The following is a 13,969-nucleotide window of genomic DNA, read 5'->3' on the forward strand; positions in this document are numbered from 1 at the left end:
GCACATGGCATCTGAACAAATGGCCGAGAGCCCGGAAGGCAGCGGCCCCCAGCCGCCCGCACGCCCGCTCGATCCCATCGATCTGGACATCCTGCAGATGCTCCAGGCGGACGGCCGCGCGTCGATAAGGTCGGTCGCCGAACGGGTCCATGTCTCGCGTGCCAATGCCTACGCCCGTATCAACCGCCTCATCGAGGACGGCGTCATCCGCGGCTTCGGGGCCCGCGTCAACCACGAACGCGCAGGTCAGGGCACCTCGGCCTACATCACGCTGAAGATCGTCCAGAACTCCTGGCGCACGGTGCGCGAGCAGCTCAGACAGCTGCCCGGCGCCTCCCACATCGCCCTGGTGGGCGGCGACTTCGACGTACTGCTCCTGGTGCACACGTCCGACAACAGGGCCCTGCGCGAGCTGGTGCTCACCCGCCTCCAGGCGATCCCCGAGGTGCTCAGCACACGCACGCTGCTGGTGTTCGAGGAGGAGGACCTGGAGCCACAGGGCTGACGTCAGTGCTCCTCGCGAAGCCCTGAGAACACCAGCCGCGCGACGGCGTCAGCGACCTCGCGCTCGTTCATGCCCCGTCCGTCCGGCCGGTACCACTCCACGATGGAGTTGATCATCCCGAAGACGAGCCGGGTGGCGAGCCGTACCTCCACGTCGCCGCGCACGTCCCCGTCGGCGGCCGCCGCCTTGAGCAGCTCGGCGACCCGGTGGTCGAAGTCGCGACGCCGCTCCAGGGCCCACCGCTCGGTGCCGGTGTTGCCGCGCACGCGCAGCAGCAGCGTCACGTAGGGCAGTTCGGCGATGAGCACCTCGACCATGCGCCGTACGACGTACTCCAGGCGCTCGGCGGAACTCCCCACGCGCGCGTGCTCCTCGTCGAGGATCCCGAAGAGGCCGTCCAGCGCCCGGCTGACGGCGCGGCGCAGCAGCTCCTCCTTGCCGGAGACGTGGTGGTATATCGACGACTTGGAGATGCCGGCCGCCTTGGACAGGTGCTCCATGGAGGTGCCGTCGTAGCCGCGTTCGTTGAAGACCTGGACGGCGACGGACAGCAGCGTCTCCGGCGTGTACGTGTCGCGCTTGGCGGTGGTCATGAAGTGCTGCCCTCCCGCTTGTCGGTGGCGTACGCGTGGCGGTACAGCGCGAGGGACGGCGCATAACGCCCCGAGGGGTCGCGCATGTGCAGGTCGTCGAGGAGGGCGTAGGCCCAGTTGCGGCCGAGCCGGCGGCTCCACTCGAAGGGGCCCAGGGGGTAGTTGACCCCGAGGCGCATCGCGGTGTCGATGTCCTCCTCGGTGGCCACGCCCTTGGCGACGGCGTCGTGCGCCAGGTCGACGATGCGCGCGACCGTACGCGCCACGATCATGCCGGGGACGTCACCGATGACGCTGACCTGCTTGCCGAGCGCCTGGAAGAGGCCGACGGCCTCGGCGAGGGTCTGCTGGGCGGTGTCCTGGGAGGCGGACAGGGCGATGCGGGTGGCGCGGCGGTAGTCGAGCGCGAGGTCGAAGTAGACGACGTCCCGGAACTCGACCGAGGTCTGTCCGTCGGCGAGGGCCAGCTGGCCGCCGCTCGGCAGCACCAGGCGGGTGCCGTGGTCCTCGTCGTCCTCGCGGACCGGGATGCCCGCCTCCCGGATCAGGTTGAGCAGTTCGGCGGCGGGGCCCAGGTCGCCCTCGGCGACGACGTACGCGGGCGGCTGGGCCGGTTCCGCGGTGTGCGGTTCGGGACGGTCGGCGGCGTCGTCATAGTCGTACCAGCCGCGTCCGGTCTTGCGGCCGAGCCGGCCCGACTCGACCAGGCGGCGCTGGGCGAGCGAGGGCGTGAACCGCACGTCCTGGAAGAAGGCCTGCCACACGGAGTGCGTGACCGACTCGTTGACGTCCTGGCCGATGAGGTCGGTGAGTTCGAAGGCGCCCATCTTGAAGCCGCCGCACTCGCGCAGGACCGCGTCGATGGTGGCGGGTTCGGCACCCTGGGCCTCGTGGACCGCGAGGGCCTCCGCGTAGAAGGGCCGCGCGATGCGGTTGACGATGAAGCCCGGGGTGTCGGCGCAGGCGACCGGGGTCTTGCCCCAGGCGCGGGCCATCTCGTACGCGCGCGTGGCCGACGAGACGTCGGTGGCGAACCCGGAGACGACCTCCACCAGGGGCAGCAGCGGCGCGGGGTTGAAGAAGTGCAGGCCCACCAGGCGGCCCGGGTTGCGCAGGGCGCCGCCGATGGCCGTCACCGACAGGGAGGAGGTGTTGGTGGCGAGCAGACAGTCCTCTCCGACCACGTCCTCCAGCGCGCGGAACAGCTCCTGCTTGACGTCCAGCCGCTCCAGGACGGCCTCGACGACGAGGGCACAGTCCGCGAGGTCGGCGAGGTTCTGCGCGGGCAGCAGGCGCGCGCATGCCGCGTCCCGGTCGGCGGCGCCGAGCCGGTCCTTCTCGACGAGCCGGTCGAGGCGGGCGCCGATCGCGTCGGCAGCCTCCTGGGCCCGGCCGGGAGCGGCGTCGTACAGCCGTACGGAATGGCCGGCGACCAGCGCGACCTGGGCGATGCCCTGGCCCATGGTGCCGGTGCCGACGACGGCCACGGGGCTGCTGAGGTCGAGTGCTGTCATGTGCGCGATCCTCCCGCACGGGGTTTTCCACAGATGCGGCGGACCCCCTTGTCCCGACCGATCGTTCGGTTACTCTAACTCTGGATGGCTGTTCCTGCCCATGTTTCTGCCCAGGTCATGAGCTCGACGAAGAGTTCTTGAGACGAGGAGTTGGTCCCGCATGGCCGCCGAACTCACCGCGCACGATCTGATCGCCAAGCACCGGCCCACCCTCGACCAGGCGCTGGAAGCGATCCGCACGCGCGCGTACTGGTCCCCGCACCCCGAACACCCCAAGGCCTACGGCGAGAACGGCAGCCTGGACATGGCGGCGGGCAAGGCTGCCTTCGACGCCCTCCTGGGCACCCGCCTCGACCTCGCCCAGCCCGGCACGGACGACTGGGTGGGCGGCGAGGTCTCGCCGTACGGCATCGAGCTGGGCGTGACCTACCCGCACGCGGACGTCGACGAGCTGCTGCCCGCCATGAAGGCCGGCCAGAAGGCCTGGCGGGACGCGGGCGCGGAGATCCGCGCGGTGGTGTGTCTGGAGATCCTCAAGCGGATCAGCGACCGGACGCACGAGTTCGCGCACGCGGTCATGCACACCTCCGGCCAGGCCTTCATGATGGCGTTCCAGGCGGGCGGCCCGCACGCGCAGGACCGCGGCCTGGAGGCGGTGGCGTACGCGTACGTGGAGCAGGTCCGCACCCCGGACACGGCGGAGTGGACCAAGCCGCAGGGCAAGCGTGACCCGCTCGCGCTCACCAAGCGGTTCACACCGGTCCCGCGCGGGATCGCGCTGGTCATCGGCTGCAACACCTTCCCGACGTGGAACGGCTATCCGGGCCTGTTCGCCTCCCTGGCCACCGGCAACGCGGTCCTGGTGAAGCCGCACCCGCGCGCGGTACTGCCGCTCGCGCTCACCGTCCAGGTCGCGCGCGAGGTCCTCACCGAGGCCGGCTTCGACCCGAACCTGGTGGCGCTGGCCGCCGAGCGTCCCGGCGAGGGCATCGCCAAGACCCTGGCCACCCGCCCCGAGATCCGGATCATCGACTACACCGGCTCGACGTCGTTCGGCGACTGGCTGGAGGCCAACGCCCGCCAGGCGCAGGTCTACACGGAGAAGGCCGGCGTCAACACGGTGCTGGTCCACTCCACGGACGACTACAAGGGGATGCTGTCCAACCTGGCCTTCTCGCTGTCCCTGTACAGCGGCCAGATGTGCACCACCCCGCAGAACCTGCTCGTCCCGCGTGACGGCATCCGCACCGAGGAAGGCCCCCGGACCTTCGACGAGGTGGTCGCCGACCTCGCCCGCTCGGTCGACGGCCTGCTCGGCGACGACGCGCGCGCGAACGCCCTGCTCGGCGCGATCGTCAACCCGGACGTCAAGGCCCGCCTGGAGGCCGCGACCGGCCTCGGCGAAGTCGCCCTCGCCTCGCGGGAGGTGAGCAACCCGGAGTTCCCGGGAGCCGTCGTCCGCACGCCCGTCATCGTGAAGCTGGACGGCGCCAAGCCGGACGACGAAGCCGCCTACATGAGCGAGTGCTTCGGCCCCGTCTCCTTCGCCGTCGCGGTCGACTCGGCGCCCGACGCGCTGGAGCTGCTGCGGCGCACGATCCGCGAGAAGGGCGCGATGACGGTCGGCGCGTACACCACCGACGAGGAGATCGAGCAGGCCGTCCAGGAGGTCTGCCTGGAAGAGGCGGCCCAGCTGTCGCTGAACCTCACGGGCGGGGTGTACGTCAACCAGACCGCCGCCTTCTCCGACTTCCACGGCTCGGGCGGCAACCCGGCGGCCAACGCGGCGCTCACCGACGGGGCGTTCGTGGCGAACCGCTTCCGGGTGGTCGAGGTGCGCCGGGAGGCCTAGGGGATGTGCGGTGCGCCCCCGGTGGCGCTCCAGTGGTACAGCGTCATGGCCACACTGGTCGCGAGGTTGTAGCTGGAGACCTGGGGGCGCATCGGCAGCGCGACCAAGTGGTCGGCACGCGCGCGCAGGTCGGCCGACAGCCCGCTGCGTTCCGAGCCGAAGGCGAGGATCGCGTCGTCCGGGACCTTGGTGCCACGGATGTCCTCACCCTCCGGGTCGAGGGCGAACACCGGCCCCGGCGGCAGTTCTGCCACCGTCAGCCGTTCCACGGCGGTCGCGAAGTGCAGCCCGGCGCCGCCGCGTACGACGGTGGGATGCCAGGGATCGAGCGTCCCGGTGGTGACCACTCCGGTCGCCCCGAAACCGGCGGCCAGCCGGATCACGGCCCCCGCGTTGCCCAGGTTGCGCGGGTTGTCGAGGACCACGACGGGCGCGATGCGGGGGGTGCGCGCCAGCCTGTCCAGGTTGGCCGCGCGGGACGGACGTACGGCCAGGGCTGCGATCTCGGTGGGGTGCGGGCGCGGCACCAGACTCCGGTACGCCGGCGCCGGGACCTGGGTCAGGAGCGCGTCGAGTGTGTTCCGTACGTCCGGCGCCAGTTCGTCGGCGAGGGCGAGCGCGGCCGCACGGTCGGTGGTGACCGCCACCGGAACCTCGGCACCGAAGCGCAGCGCGTGCTTGAGGGCGTGGAAGCCGTCGAGCAGCACGGACGTGTCGGCGAGCTTGTGCCAGACGTCGAGGGGGCCGGGGGCGCTCATGCCCTGAAGCCTACGGGCGCGTCCCCCGCGTCCCCCGCGCCTCCGGCGTCCTTCGCACCGCCGGGATCCCCTGCGCCCGCCGTGTCCCCGCGCTCTCCGGGGCGCGGGGCTTCGGCAGCGGTGTACCGCCCGCGCCCATGCCCATGCCCCCGAGCAGCCGTCCACGCGCGCGTGCCGCCCAGCCGCCGAGTCGGCGCAGGAACGACGTCGGCAGGAAGACCGCGTCGGCGGCGATCATGGCCAGCGAGAAGAAGGGCAGTCCGAGGATCACGGCGATCGCGGCGTGCTCGAAAATCATGACCGCCAGCAGGACGTTCTTGACGCGCCGATTGAAGAGCGTGAACGGGAAGGCGACCTGCGCGGCGACGGTGCCGTACGTCACCAGCATCACCATCGTGCCGCTGGCCGCCAGCGCGTCGGCGAGCGCGGGCCACGGGGAGAAGTAGTCGAGGTGCAGGGGGTAGTAGACGGCGGTGCCGTCCTGCCAGCGCGAGCCCTGGACCTTGTACCAGCCCGCCGTGGCGTAGATCAGACAGGCCTCGGCCATGATCACGAGCAGGGCGCCGTTGTGGACGATGTTGGCGACGAGGTCGAGCAGGATCCGGGGCTCGCGGGTCTTCGCACGGCGTCCTATGAGCCACCACAGGGCCTGCGCGAGCCAGACCGTCCACAGCAGCAGCGGCACGAACTCCTCGCCGTCGAACAGCCGGCCCGACAGGGACACCGCGGCCAGCGCCAGGCCGAGCACGCCCCACAGGGCCGGGCCCACCCGGTCCGGAACGTGTTCGCCACGCGCGCGTGCCTCGCGTCCGAGCCGCGCCCGCCGCGCATCCAGCGACCACACCTGGCCGCAGCGCGTGAACACCAGGTAGATGCACATCAGGTGCAGGACGTTGTCGCCGCCGTCCCCCATGAAGATGCTGCGGTTCTGCAGCGAGAGCACGCCGACCATGAACAGCACGGACATCGTGCGGGTGCGCCATCCCAGCAGCAGCAGGACGCTCGTCAGGACGGCCAGCGCGTAGACGGCCTCGAACCAGAACCGGCCGTCGGACCACATCAGGGCCGTGAAGGCACCGTTGTCCGAGACCAGCTGCTGGGCGAGACCCCAGCTCCAGGGGCCGTCGGGGCCGTACATCTCCTCGCGGTACGGGAACTCGCGCAGCAGGAACAGCAGCCAGGTCCCGCTGAAGCCGATGCGTATCACGGCGGTCTGGTACGGGCCGAGGGCGGACTCGGTGACACGGGCGATGCCGGCGGAGACGCCGAGCGCGAAACGGTTCACTTGACGTCCCTCTCGGTGCTGTCCGCCGTGATCGACCACCAGGGCAGCACTCGGTACACCGGCTCGTCCGACACCTTCTCCTGGCTCCACTGCGGCGGGCGCACATTGGTGGTGCGGGAGCGGATCTGGACGAGATCGATCGCACCGCCCTTCCCGGCCGCGTCGTCGCGCTCCAGGCGCAGCAGCACGATGCGGCGCAGATACGTCTCGGACAGGGAACCGCGCAGACCCACCGGGCGGTTGTCGCTGTCGTGGGTGCCGACGAAGAAGTCCCAGGCCCGGCGCAGCTCGTTCTGCTGGGTGTGGCTCGGCAGCAGGTTGCCGTCGATGGCCCGGCCGTCCTCGGCGGACAGGTCGTACCAGCCGGTCGTGCGCACCCCGCCGTCCGCCGTGTCGATCTGGGCCCGGACCTGGACGGCGATGTTCTGTTGCAGCGGGTTCGGCGCGAACAGTTTCCAGTTCTGCTCGAACTCCGGGTAGATCCAGTCGTCGATCGCCCGGCCGTGCTGCTTGGTCACCGTGTTCGACGGCGCGACGTGCAGGAACACCATGCCGATGTGCACACAGACGGCGACGGCGACGACCGCGAGGGTCACGGCGACGGCGATCTGATAGCGGAGGGAGAGGGCGGCGATGCCGGTGCGGGCCTCGCGGGGTGGTGCCTGGTCAGGTGGCGGGTCGCAGGGATCAGTCGGGTCGGGCGGGGAGCCCTGGGGACCGGCGGGCGCGGCGCCCGGCTCGCCCGGCCCGTGCGGGGCCTTCGAGCCTCCGTCGTGCACGTCCATTCCGCCCCGTTCCCGTTCCGGTCCGTCTTCCGGCCGCCCTGCCGCCTGCTGTGTGCCAGGTGCTGTGCTGCTGTGGTGCTGTGGTCCGCCGCCGCCTGCCACGAGGCACTGTCGAGGGACGCCGTAGCGCCCACGCACCACCATTCCGCCGACGCTCGCACGGAACGGTACTCACGCCCGCCCGCCCGGCACAGCCCCCACCGGCTCTTCCGCGAAGCCACCCCGGTTGTCCACAGGCGTGCCCGGGGATGCCCGGAGGTTATCCACAGCGGTTGACACCTTACGGCGCCCGTCACACCATGGAATCGCACGAACCGAACGATCGGTCGGGAGCAGTACCGGCAGAGCCCAGGTCGAGGGGGACTCCATGGCGACAGCAGCCACGCACCAGACGGCGCGCACACTGGCGCACGACAGCCAGGACGGCACACAGGCCGGCGTCGACGACACCGCCGCGTACGAGAGGGCCTTCGACGCCGCCGTGGCCGCCGACGAGCGCGTCGAGCCGCGTGACTGGATGCCCGACGCCTACCGCGCGACCCTGGTCCGGCAGATCGCGCAGCACGCCCACTCCGAGATCATCGGCATGCAGCCGGAGGCGAACTGGATCACGCGCGCGCCCTCACTGCGCCGCAAGGCCATCCTGATGGCCAAGGTCCAGGACGAGGCGGGACACGGGCTCTACCTCTACAGCGCGGCCGAGACCCTCGGCACCGGCCGCGAGGAACTGCTCGACAAGCTCCACACCGGCCGCCAGAAGTACTCCTCGATCTTCAACTACCCCACGCTGACCTGGGCAGACGTCGGCGCGATCGGCTGGCTGGTGGACGGCGCAGCGATCACCAACCAGGTGCCCCTGTGCCGCTGCTCGTACGGCCCGTACGCCCGCGCGATGGTCCGCATCTGCAAGGAGGAGTCCTTCCACCAGCGCCAGGGCTACGAGCTGCTGCTGGCCCTCAGTCGCGGCACCCCCGAGCAGCACGCGATGGCGCAGGACGCCGTGGATCGCTGGTGGTGGCCGTCCCTGATGATGTTCGGCCCGCCCGACGACGAGTCCGCGCACTCCGCGCAGTCGATGGCGTGGAAGATCAAGCGGCATTCGAACGACGAGCTGCGCCAGCGCTTCGTCGACATCTGCGTCCCCCAGGCCGAATCTTTGGGCCTCACGCTTCCCGACCCGGACCTGAGGTGGAACGAGGAGCGGGGGCAGCACGACTTCGGCCCGATCGACTGGACGGAGTTCTGGGACGTCCTCAAGGGCAACGGCCCGTGCAACGAACAGCGGATAACCCAACGCAGGCGGGCCCACGACGAGGGCGCCTGGGTCCGGGAGGCGGCGTCGGCGTACGCGGCCAAGCACAGTGCCTCCGGTGCCGGAAGGGGAGTGGAGCAGGCATGACGAACACCGACTGGCCTCTGTGGGAGGTCTTCGTGCGCTCCCGCCGCGGCCTCTCGCACACCCACGCCGGCAGCCTGCACGCGCCGGACGCGGAGTTCGCCCTGCGCAACGCCCGCGATCTGTACACCCGGCGCGGCGAGGGCGTCTCGATCTGGGTCGTCCCGTCGTCCGCGATCACCGCGTCCTCGCCCGACGAGAAGGACCCGTTCTTCGAACCGTCCGCCGACAAGCCGTACCGGCACCCGACCTTCTACGAGATCCCGGAGGGGGTGAAGCACCTGTGACCACCACATCCGTCCCTACGACTGCCGCTCTCGCCCTCGGCGACGATGCCCTGGTGCTCTCGCACCGCCTCGGGGAGTGGGCCGGCCACGCCCCCGTCCTCGAAGAGGAGGTCGCCCTCGCCAACATCGCACTGGACCTGCTCGGTCAGGCCCGTGTGCTGCTCTCGCTGGCCGGCGACGAGGACGAACTGGCGTATCTGCGCGAGGAGCGCGCCTTCACCAACCTCCAACTGGTGGAACAGCCCAACGGCGACTTCGCCCACACCATCGCCCGCCAGCTGTACTTCTCCACCTACCAGCACCTGCTCTACGCCGAACTGGCCGCCGCGGACGGCCCCTTCGCGCCGCTCGCCGCGAAGGCCGTCAAGGAGGTCGCCTACCACCGCGACCACGCCGAACAGTGGACCCTGCGACTCGGCGACGGCACGGACGCCAGCCATGAGCGGATGCAGCGGGCGTGCGAGACGCTGTGGCGCTTCACCGGGGAGATGTTCCGGCCCGTGGCAGGGCTGGACGCCGACTGGCCGGGCATGGAGTCGACCTGGGTCGAGGCCGTCGGGGACGTCCTGCGCCGCGCCACCCTCACCGTCCCCGAGGGCCCGCGGTCCGGAGCGTGGGCGGCCGGGGCGGGCCGCCAGGGCCTGCACACCGAGTCCTTCGGGCGGATGCTCGCCGAGATGCAGCATCTGCACCGCAGCCACCCGGGGGCGTCATGGTGACGACCACTCCGCTGGAGGCGGAGCTGCTGGAGCTGGCCGGTTCGGTCCCCGACCCCGAACTGCCCGTGCTCACCCTCCAGGAGCTCGGCGTGCTGCGCGCGGTGCACGTCCACGGCCCCGATTCGGTCGAGGTCGAGCTGACCCCGACGTACACCGGCTGCCCGGCCGTCGAGGCGATGTCCCTGGACATAGAGCGGATCCTGCACGAATACGGCGTACGGGACGTCACCGTGCGCACGGTGCTCGCGCCCGCCTGGTCGACGGACGACATCACGGACGAAGGGCGCCGCAAGCTCCGGGAGTTCGGCATCGCCCCGCCGCGGACGGGGCGGGCGGCCGGGCCGGTAGGCCTGCAGCTGGGGCCGACCCGCACGCTCGACCGGAAAGCCGAGGAAGCCGGGGAAGCCGCCGACCCCATCCGCTGCCCGCACTGCGACTCCGCCGACACCGAGCTGCTCAGCCGCTTCTCCTCCACCGCCTGCAAGGCGCTGCGGCGGTGTCTGTCGTGCCGTGAACCCTTCGACCACTTCAAGGAGTTGTGATGGCCCGCTTCCACGCGCTCCCCGTGGCCGCGGTCGACCGGCTCACCGACGACTCCGTAGCCCTGACGTTCACCGTGCCCGAGGAACTGCGCGAGGAGTACCGGCACGCCCCCGGCCAGCATCTCGCCCTGCGGCGCACGGTCGACGGTACGGAGATCCGGCGCACCTACTCGATCTGCTCCCCCGCACCGGCACCGGGCGACGAGGGCTCCCGCACCCTGCGCGTCGGGGTGCGGCTGGTCGAGGGCGGGGCCTTCTCGACATACGCGCTCAAGGAGATCAACCTCGGCGACGAGGTGGAGGTGATGACCCCGGCGGGGCGCTTCACCCTCGACCCGGCGCCCGGTGTGTACGCGGCGATCGTCGGCGGCAGCGGCATCACCCCGGTCCTGTCGATCGTGGCGACCCTGCTGGCGCGCGAGCCGGAGGCCCGGTTCTGCCTGATACGCAGCGACCGTACGTCCGCCTCGACGATGTTCCTGGAGGAGGTCGCCGACCTCAAGGACCGCTATCCGCAGCGGCTGCACCTGGTGACGGTGCTGTCCCGGGAGGAGCAGCAGGCGGGGCTGCCGTCCGGGCGGCTCGACCAGGAGCGGCTCGGCGCGCTGCTTCCGGCGCTGCTGCCCGTGGGGGACGTGGCGGGATGGTTCCTGTGCGGTCCGTTCGGGCTGGTGCAGGGGGCCGAGAGGGCACTGCGGAAGCTCGGCGTTTCCCGCACCCGTATCCACGAGGAGATCTTCCATGTGGACGCCGCCGCCCCCGTGACCACCGCACCCGCTCCCGCTCACAGCACGGTGACGGCCCGACTCGACGGACGCGGCGGGAGCTGGCCGGTCCAGCAGGGCGAGTCTCTGCTGGAGGCGGTGCTGCGCAACCGGTCCGACGCGCCCTACGCCTGCAAGGGCGGGGTGTGCGGGACCTGCCGGGCCTTCCTGGTCTCCGGCGAGGTGCGCATGGACCGCAACTTCGCGCTGGAGCCGGAGGAGACGGAGGCGGGGTACGTGCTGGCGTGCCAGTCGCATCCGGTGACGGAGAAGGTGGAGCTGGACTTCGACAGGTGAGGAGCCGCGAAACGCACCGGCGTTCCACAGGTGAGCGTCGGCAGCCCGTTCCCTTCTTCTAGAAGCTGTTCTATCTTGACGGACCGTCAGATCGGCGGGCCCGGCGGAAGGACAGGACCGTGGACTTCACCTTCACCGAGGAGCAACAGGCAGCGGCCGAGGCGGCGCGGGGGGTGTTCGCCGGGGTAGCCCCGGACGCGGTGCCCAGCCCCGCTCTCACCTCGGGTGCCGTCGCGGACGACTTCGACCGTGCGCTGTGGGCCAGGCTCGCCGACGCGGACCTGTTGAGCCTGCTGCTCGACCCTGAGTACGGCGGGTCCGGCCTGGATGCCGTCGCCCTGTGCCTGGTGCTGCGCGAAGCGGCGAAGGTGCTGGCGCGGGTACCGCTGCTGGAGAACAGCGCCGCGCTCGCCGCCGTACAGACCTTCGCCGGTGCGGAGTTGAAGTCCGGTCTGGCGGTGCGGGCGGGCCGGGGGGAGGTCGTCCTGACCGTCGCCGCGAGCGGTCGCACCGGCCACGACCCGGCCGAACTAGCCGTGACCGCACGGCGGGAGGGGGAGGAGTGGCTGCTGGACGGTGTGCAGACGGCGGTGCCGTGGGCGTACGACGCCGACTTCGTCCTGGTCCCCGCGCACACGGCCGCAGACCGGACCCTTCTCGCCGTGGTCCCCCGGGTGCACGCGGGGGTCGAGCTCGCCGAGCAGATCTCCACCACCGGCGAGCGGCTCGGGGAACTGCGCCTGGACTCCGTACGGATCGCGGACCGGGACGTCATCGACGCAGACGGGGCGTGGGAGTGGCTGCGGGATCTGCTGGCCACCGGGACGTGCGCGCTGGCGCTCGGTCTGGGGGAGCGGGTGCTGCGGATGACCAGCGAATACACCGGCAAGCGGGAACAGTTCGGGTTCCCGGTGGCCACGTTCCAGGCCGTCGCCGTGCAGGCCGCCGACCGCTACATCGATCTGCGGGCCATGGAGGTCACCCTCTGGCAGGCCGCGTGGCGCATCACCTCGGGAGCCCCGGGGGCGCTGCCCGCCTCCGGTGACGTGGCCGTCGCCAAGATCTGGGCGTCGGAGGGCGTACGACGGGTCGTGCAGACGGCGCAGCATCTGCACGGCGGATTCGGTGCCGACGTCGACTACCCCCTGCACCGGTTCCACGCCTGGGCCAAGCACCTGGAACTGTCACTCGGCCCGGCGGCGGCACACGAGGAGACCCTGGGCGACCTGCTGGCGGCCCACCCGCTGGCCTGAACCTCAAGCCGCCCTGAACCTCAAGCCACCCCTCGGCAGTGCTCGGCTCAGAGGACGAAGCCCGGCTGCCCCTCGTCGGTGACGACGGGGCGGCCCGCCGCCGCCCAGACCTGCATGCCGCCGTCGACGTTCACCGCGTCGACGCCCTGCTGGACGAGGTACATCGCGACCTGCGCCGAACGCCCGCCGGAGCGGCAGATCACGTTGACCCGGCCGTCCTGCGGCGCGGCCTCGGTCAGCTCGCCGTACCGGGCGACGAACTCACTGATGGGGATGTGCAGCGCCCCTTCGGCGTGACCCGCCTGCCACTCGTCGTCCTCGCGGACGTCCAGCAGGAAGTCGCTGTCCTTGAGGTCCGTGACCTCGACCGTGGGCACACCAGCTCCGAAATGCATGCCTCCGACGCTACCCGACGGAGCTGCCCGACGTGGGCGCGCACCGGTCCGGCCGCTATCCGAGCAGCTCCGCCAGCTCGGCCTCGCGCGCGGCGACGTCGGCCAAGAGCTTCTCGGCGACCTCCTCCAGGAGGCGGTCCGGGTCGTCCGGGGCCATCCGGAGCATCGAGCCGATCGCGCTCTCCTCCAGTTCGCGCGCGACCACCGTGAGCAGTTCCTTGCGCTGGGCGAGCCATTCGAGGCGGGCGTAGAGATCCTCGCTGGGCGTCGGCCCCTGCTCCGGGAGCTTCGGTCCGGCGGCCCACTCCTCGGCCAGCTCCAGCAGCAGCGCCTCGTCGCCCCGGGCGTAGGCGGCGTTGACCCGCGTGATGAACTCCTCACGCCGCTTGCGCTCGGTCTCGTCCTGGGCGAGGTCGGGGTGGGCCTTGCGGGCCAGCTCGCGGTAGCGCTTGCGGGCCTCCTCGCTGGGCCGCACCCGCTGCGGGGGCCGCACCGGCTGATCGGTGAGCATCGCCTCAGACTCCGGGAAGAGCCCCTCGCCGTCCATCCAGCCGTGGAAGAGCTCCTCGACTCCGGGCATCGGCATGACTCGGGCCCGCGCCTCGTCCGCCTTGCGCAGGTCCTCGGGGTCGCCGGTGCGGGCGGCCCGGGCCTCGGCGATCTGGGCGTCCAGCTCGTCGAGGCGGGTGTACATCGGGCCGAGCTTCTGGTGGTGCAGCCGGGAGAAGTTCTCGACCTCGATACGGAAGGTATCGACCGCGATCTCGTACTCGATCAGCGCCTGCTCGGCGGCCCGCACGGCCCGTTCCAGCCGCTCCTCGGGCCGGGGCACACCGGCGTCCGGCGTCGGCCGGTTCTCACCGGCGACACCACCCTGCTCAGCTTCCGGGGTCGTCACCCGACCAGCGTAGGCCACGGCGGGAGGAGCCTCTCGAACACACCGTCCTCAACCCTCCGAGCAGGCCCTCTCAGGACTCTGGACACGCCCCTGCCCGGACACCGAGGACCCCGGACACCAAGCGCC

Annotated in this window: 15 protein-coding genes; 8 read left to right on the forward strand and 7 right to left on the reverse strand. The window is 71.4% G+C overall.

Features of this window, described 5'->3' with window-relative positions:
* Positions 1-19: 19 nt before the first annotated feature.
* Complete coding sequence (locus OG252_RS25480; protein WP_266448292.1) at positions 20-505, forward strand: Lrp/AsnC family transcriptional regulator; 486 nt, start codon at positions 20-22, stop codon at positions 503-505.
* Positions 506-507: 2 nt separating this feature from the next.
* On the opposite strand, the gene OG252_RS25485 is transcribed toward OG252_RS25480, so the two are convergent.
* A complete protein-coding gene (locus OG252_RS25485; RefSeq protein WP_266436574.1) occupies positions 508-1,098 on the reverse strand; it encodes a TetR/AcrR family transcriptional regulator in 591 nt (196 codons plus the stop codon).
* Entirely contained in the window at positions 1,095-2,612 is a 1,518-nt protein-coding gene (locus OG252_RS25490; protein ID WP_266436576.1) for a 3-hydroxyacyl-CoA dehydrogenase, read from the reverse strand. The genes OG252_RS25485 and OG252_RS25490 overlap by 4 nt, the downstream gene beginning before the upstream one ends.
* A 160-nt stretch (positions 2,613-2,772) precedes the next feature.
* On the opposite strand from OG252_RS25490, the gene paaN reads away from it, so the two are divergent.
* A complete protein-coding gene (paaN, locus tag OG252_RS25495; protein ID WP_329338951.1) occupies positions 2,773-4,464 on the forward strand; it encodes a phenylacetic acid degradation protein PaaN in 1,692 nt (563 codons plus the stop codon).
* Here paaN and OG252_RS25500 read toward each other — a convergent pair.
* The 3 genes from OG252_RS25500 to OG252_RS25510 are packed head-to-tail and all read right to left on the reverse strand — an operon-like array spanning position 4,461 to position 7,292.
* A complete protein-coding gene (locus OG252_RS25500) occupies positions 4,461-5,222 on the reverse strand; it encodes a TrmH family RNA methyltransferase (protein ID WP_329338953.1) in 762 nt (253 codons plus the stop codon). The two genes, paaN and OG252_RS25500, sit on opposite strands and share 4 nt — an antisense overlap.
* Before the next feature lie 10 nt (positions 5,223-5,232).
* The gene (locus tag OG252_RS25505) at positions 5,233-6,507 is read right to left on the reverse strand and encodes an HTTM domain-containing protein (RefSeq protein WP_329338955.1); all 1,275 of its coding nucleotides are present in this window, start codon (positions 6,505-6,507) and stop codon (positions 5,233-5,235) included.
* On the reverse strand, positions 6,504-7,292 hold the full coding sequence (locus tag OG252_RS25510) for a DUF5819 family protein (RefSeq protein ID WP_329338957.1): 789 nt from the start codon (positions 7,290-7,292) through the stop codon (positions 6,504-6,506). The genes OG252_RS25505 and OG252_RS25510 overlap by 4 nt, the downstream gene beginning before the upstream one ends.
* Positions 7,293-7,659: 367 nt before the next feature.
* Between OG252_RS25510 and paaA the strand changes: the two genes are divergently transcribed.
* From paaA to OG252_RS25540, 6 genes are all read left to right on the forward strand, one after another.
* On the forward strand, positions 7,660-8,691 hold the full coding sequence (gene paaA, locus OG252_RS25515) for a 1,2-phenylacetyl-CoA epoxidase subunit PaaA (protein WP_266436586.1): 1,032 nt from the start codon (positions 7,660-7,662) through the stop codon (positions 8,689-8,691).
* Complete coding sequence (paaB, locus tag OG252_RS25520; RefSeq protein ID WP_054242083.1) at positions 8,688-8,975, forward strand: 1,2-phenylacetyl-CoA epoxidase subunit PaaB; 288 nt, start codon at positions 8,688-8,690, stop codon at positions 8,973-8,975. Before paaA ends, paaB begins: the two co-directional genes overlap by 4 nt.
* A complete protein-coding gene (gene paaC / locus OG252_RS25525) occupies positions 8,972-9,694 on the forward strand; it encodes a 1,2-phenylacetyl-CoA epoxidase subunit PaaC (protein WP_266436589.1) in 723 nt (240 codons plus the stop codon). The genes paaB and paaC overlap by 4 nt, the downstream gene beginning before the upstream one ends.
* Positions 9,688-10,236 carry a 1,2-phenylacetyl-CoA epoxidase subunit PaaD gene (gene paaD, locus OG252_RS25530; protein WP_266436591.1) on the forward strand — a complete coding sequence of 183 codons (549 nt, stop codon included), beginning with the start codon at positions 9,688-9,690 and terminating at the stop codon, positions 10,234-10,236. Before paaC ends, paaD begins: the two co-directional genes overlap by 7 nt.
* Entirely contained in the window at positions 10,236-11,297 is a 1,062-nt protein-coding gene (locus OG252_RS25535; protein WP_329338964.1) for a 2Fe-2S iron-sulfur cluster-binding protein, read from the forward strand. Before paaD ends, OG252_RS25535 begins: the two co-directional genes overlap by 1 nt.
* A 119-nt stretch (positions 11,298-11,416) precedes the next feature.
* Positions 11,417-12,550: an acyl-CoA dehydrogenase family protein gene (locus tag OG252_RS25540; RefSeq protein ID WP_266436595.1), complete on the forward strand. Its 1,134-nt coding sequence runs from the start codon at positions 11,417-11,419 to the stop codon at positions 12,548-12,550.
* 47 nt (positions 12,551-12,597) lie between these two features.
* Here OG252_RS25540 and OG252_RS25545 read toward each other — a convergent pair whose 3' ends face one another.
* Positions 12,598-12,927 carry a rhodanese-like domain-containing protein gene (locus tag OG252_RS25545; protein ID WP_266448294.1) on the reverse strand — a complete coding sequence of 110 codons (330 nt, stop codon included), beginning with the start codon at positions 12,925-12,927 and terminating at the stop codon, positions 12,598-12,600.
* A 73-nt stretch (positions 12,928-13,000) separates the two neighbouring features.
* Positions 13,001-13,843 (reverse strand): J domain-containing protein, encoded by an 843-nt coding sequence (locus tag OG252_RS25550; protein WP_266436597.1) that lies wholly within the window; start codon positions 13,841-13,843, stop codon positions 13,001-13,003.
* Between the last annotated feature and the right edge of the window lie 126 nt (positions 13,844-13,969).

Origin of the sequence: Streptomyces sp. NBC_01352 (assembly GCF_036237295.1) — a bacterium.
GTDB classification, from domain to species: Bacteria; Actinomycetota; Actinomycetes; order Streptomycetales; family Streptomycetaceae; genus Streptomyces; species Streptomyces plumbiresistens.

What these genes read in the sequence shown, in the direction of transcription:
- paaA (WP_266436586.1), top strand. Translation starts at nt 7,660, where the DNA reads ATGGCGACAGCAGCCACGCACCAGACGGCGCGCACACTGGCGCACGAC.
- OG252_RS25535 (WP_329338964.1), top strand. Translation starts at nt 10,236, where the DNA reads ATGGCCCGCTTCCACGCGCTCCCCGTGGCCGCGGTCGACCGGCTCACC.
- OG252_RS25485 (WP_266436574.1), bottom strand. Translation starts at nt 1,098, where the DNA reads ATGACCACCGCCAAGCGCGACACGTACACGCCGGAGACGCTGCTGTCC.
- OG252_RS25510 (WP_329338957.1), bottom strand. Translation starts at nt 7,292, where the DNA reads ATGGACGTGCACGACGGAGGCTCGAAGGCCCCGCACGGGCCGGGCGAG.
- paaD (WP_266436591.1), top strand. Translation starts at nt 9,688, where the DNA reads ATGGTGACGACCACTCCGCTGGAGGCGGAGCTGCTGGAGCTGGCCGGT.
- OG252_RS25490 (WP_266436576.1), bottom strand. Translation starts at nt 2,612, where the DNA reads ATGACAGCACTCGACCTCAGCAGCCCCGTGGCCGTCGTCGGCACCGGC.
- paaN (WP_329338951.1), top strand. Translation starts at nt 2,773, where the DNA reads ATGGCCGCCGAACTCACCGCGCACGATCTGATCGCCAAGCACCGGCCC.
- OG252_RS25480 (WP_266448292.1), top strand. Translation starts at nt 20, where the DNA reads ATGGCCGAGAGCCCGGAAGGCAGCGGCCCCCAGCCGCCCGCACGCCCG.
- paaB (WP_054242083.1), top strand. Translation starts at nt 8,688, where the DNA reads ATGACGAACACCGACTGGCCTCTGTGGGAGGTCTTCGTGCGCTCCCGC.
- OG252_RS25500 (WP_329338953.1), bottom strand. Translation starts at nt 5,222, where the DNA reads ATGAGCGCCCCCGGCCCCCTCGACGTCTGGCACAAGCTCGCCGACACG.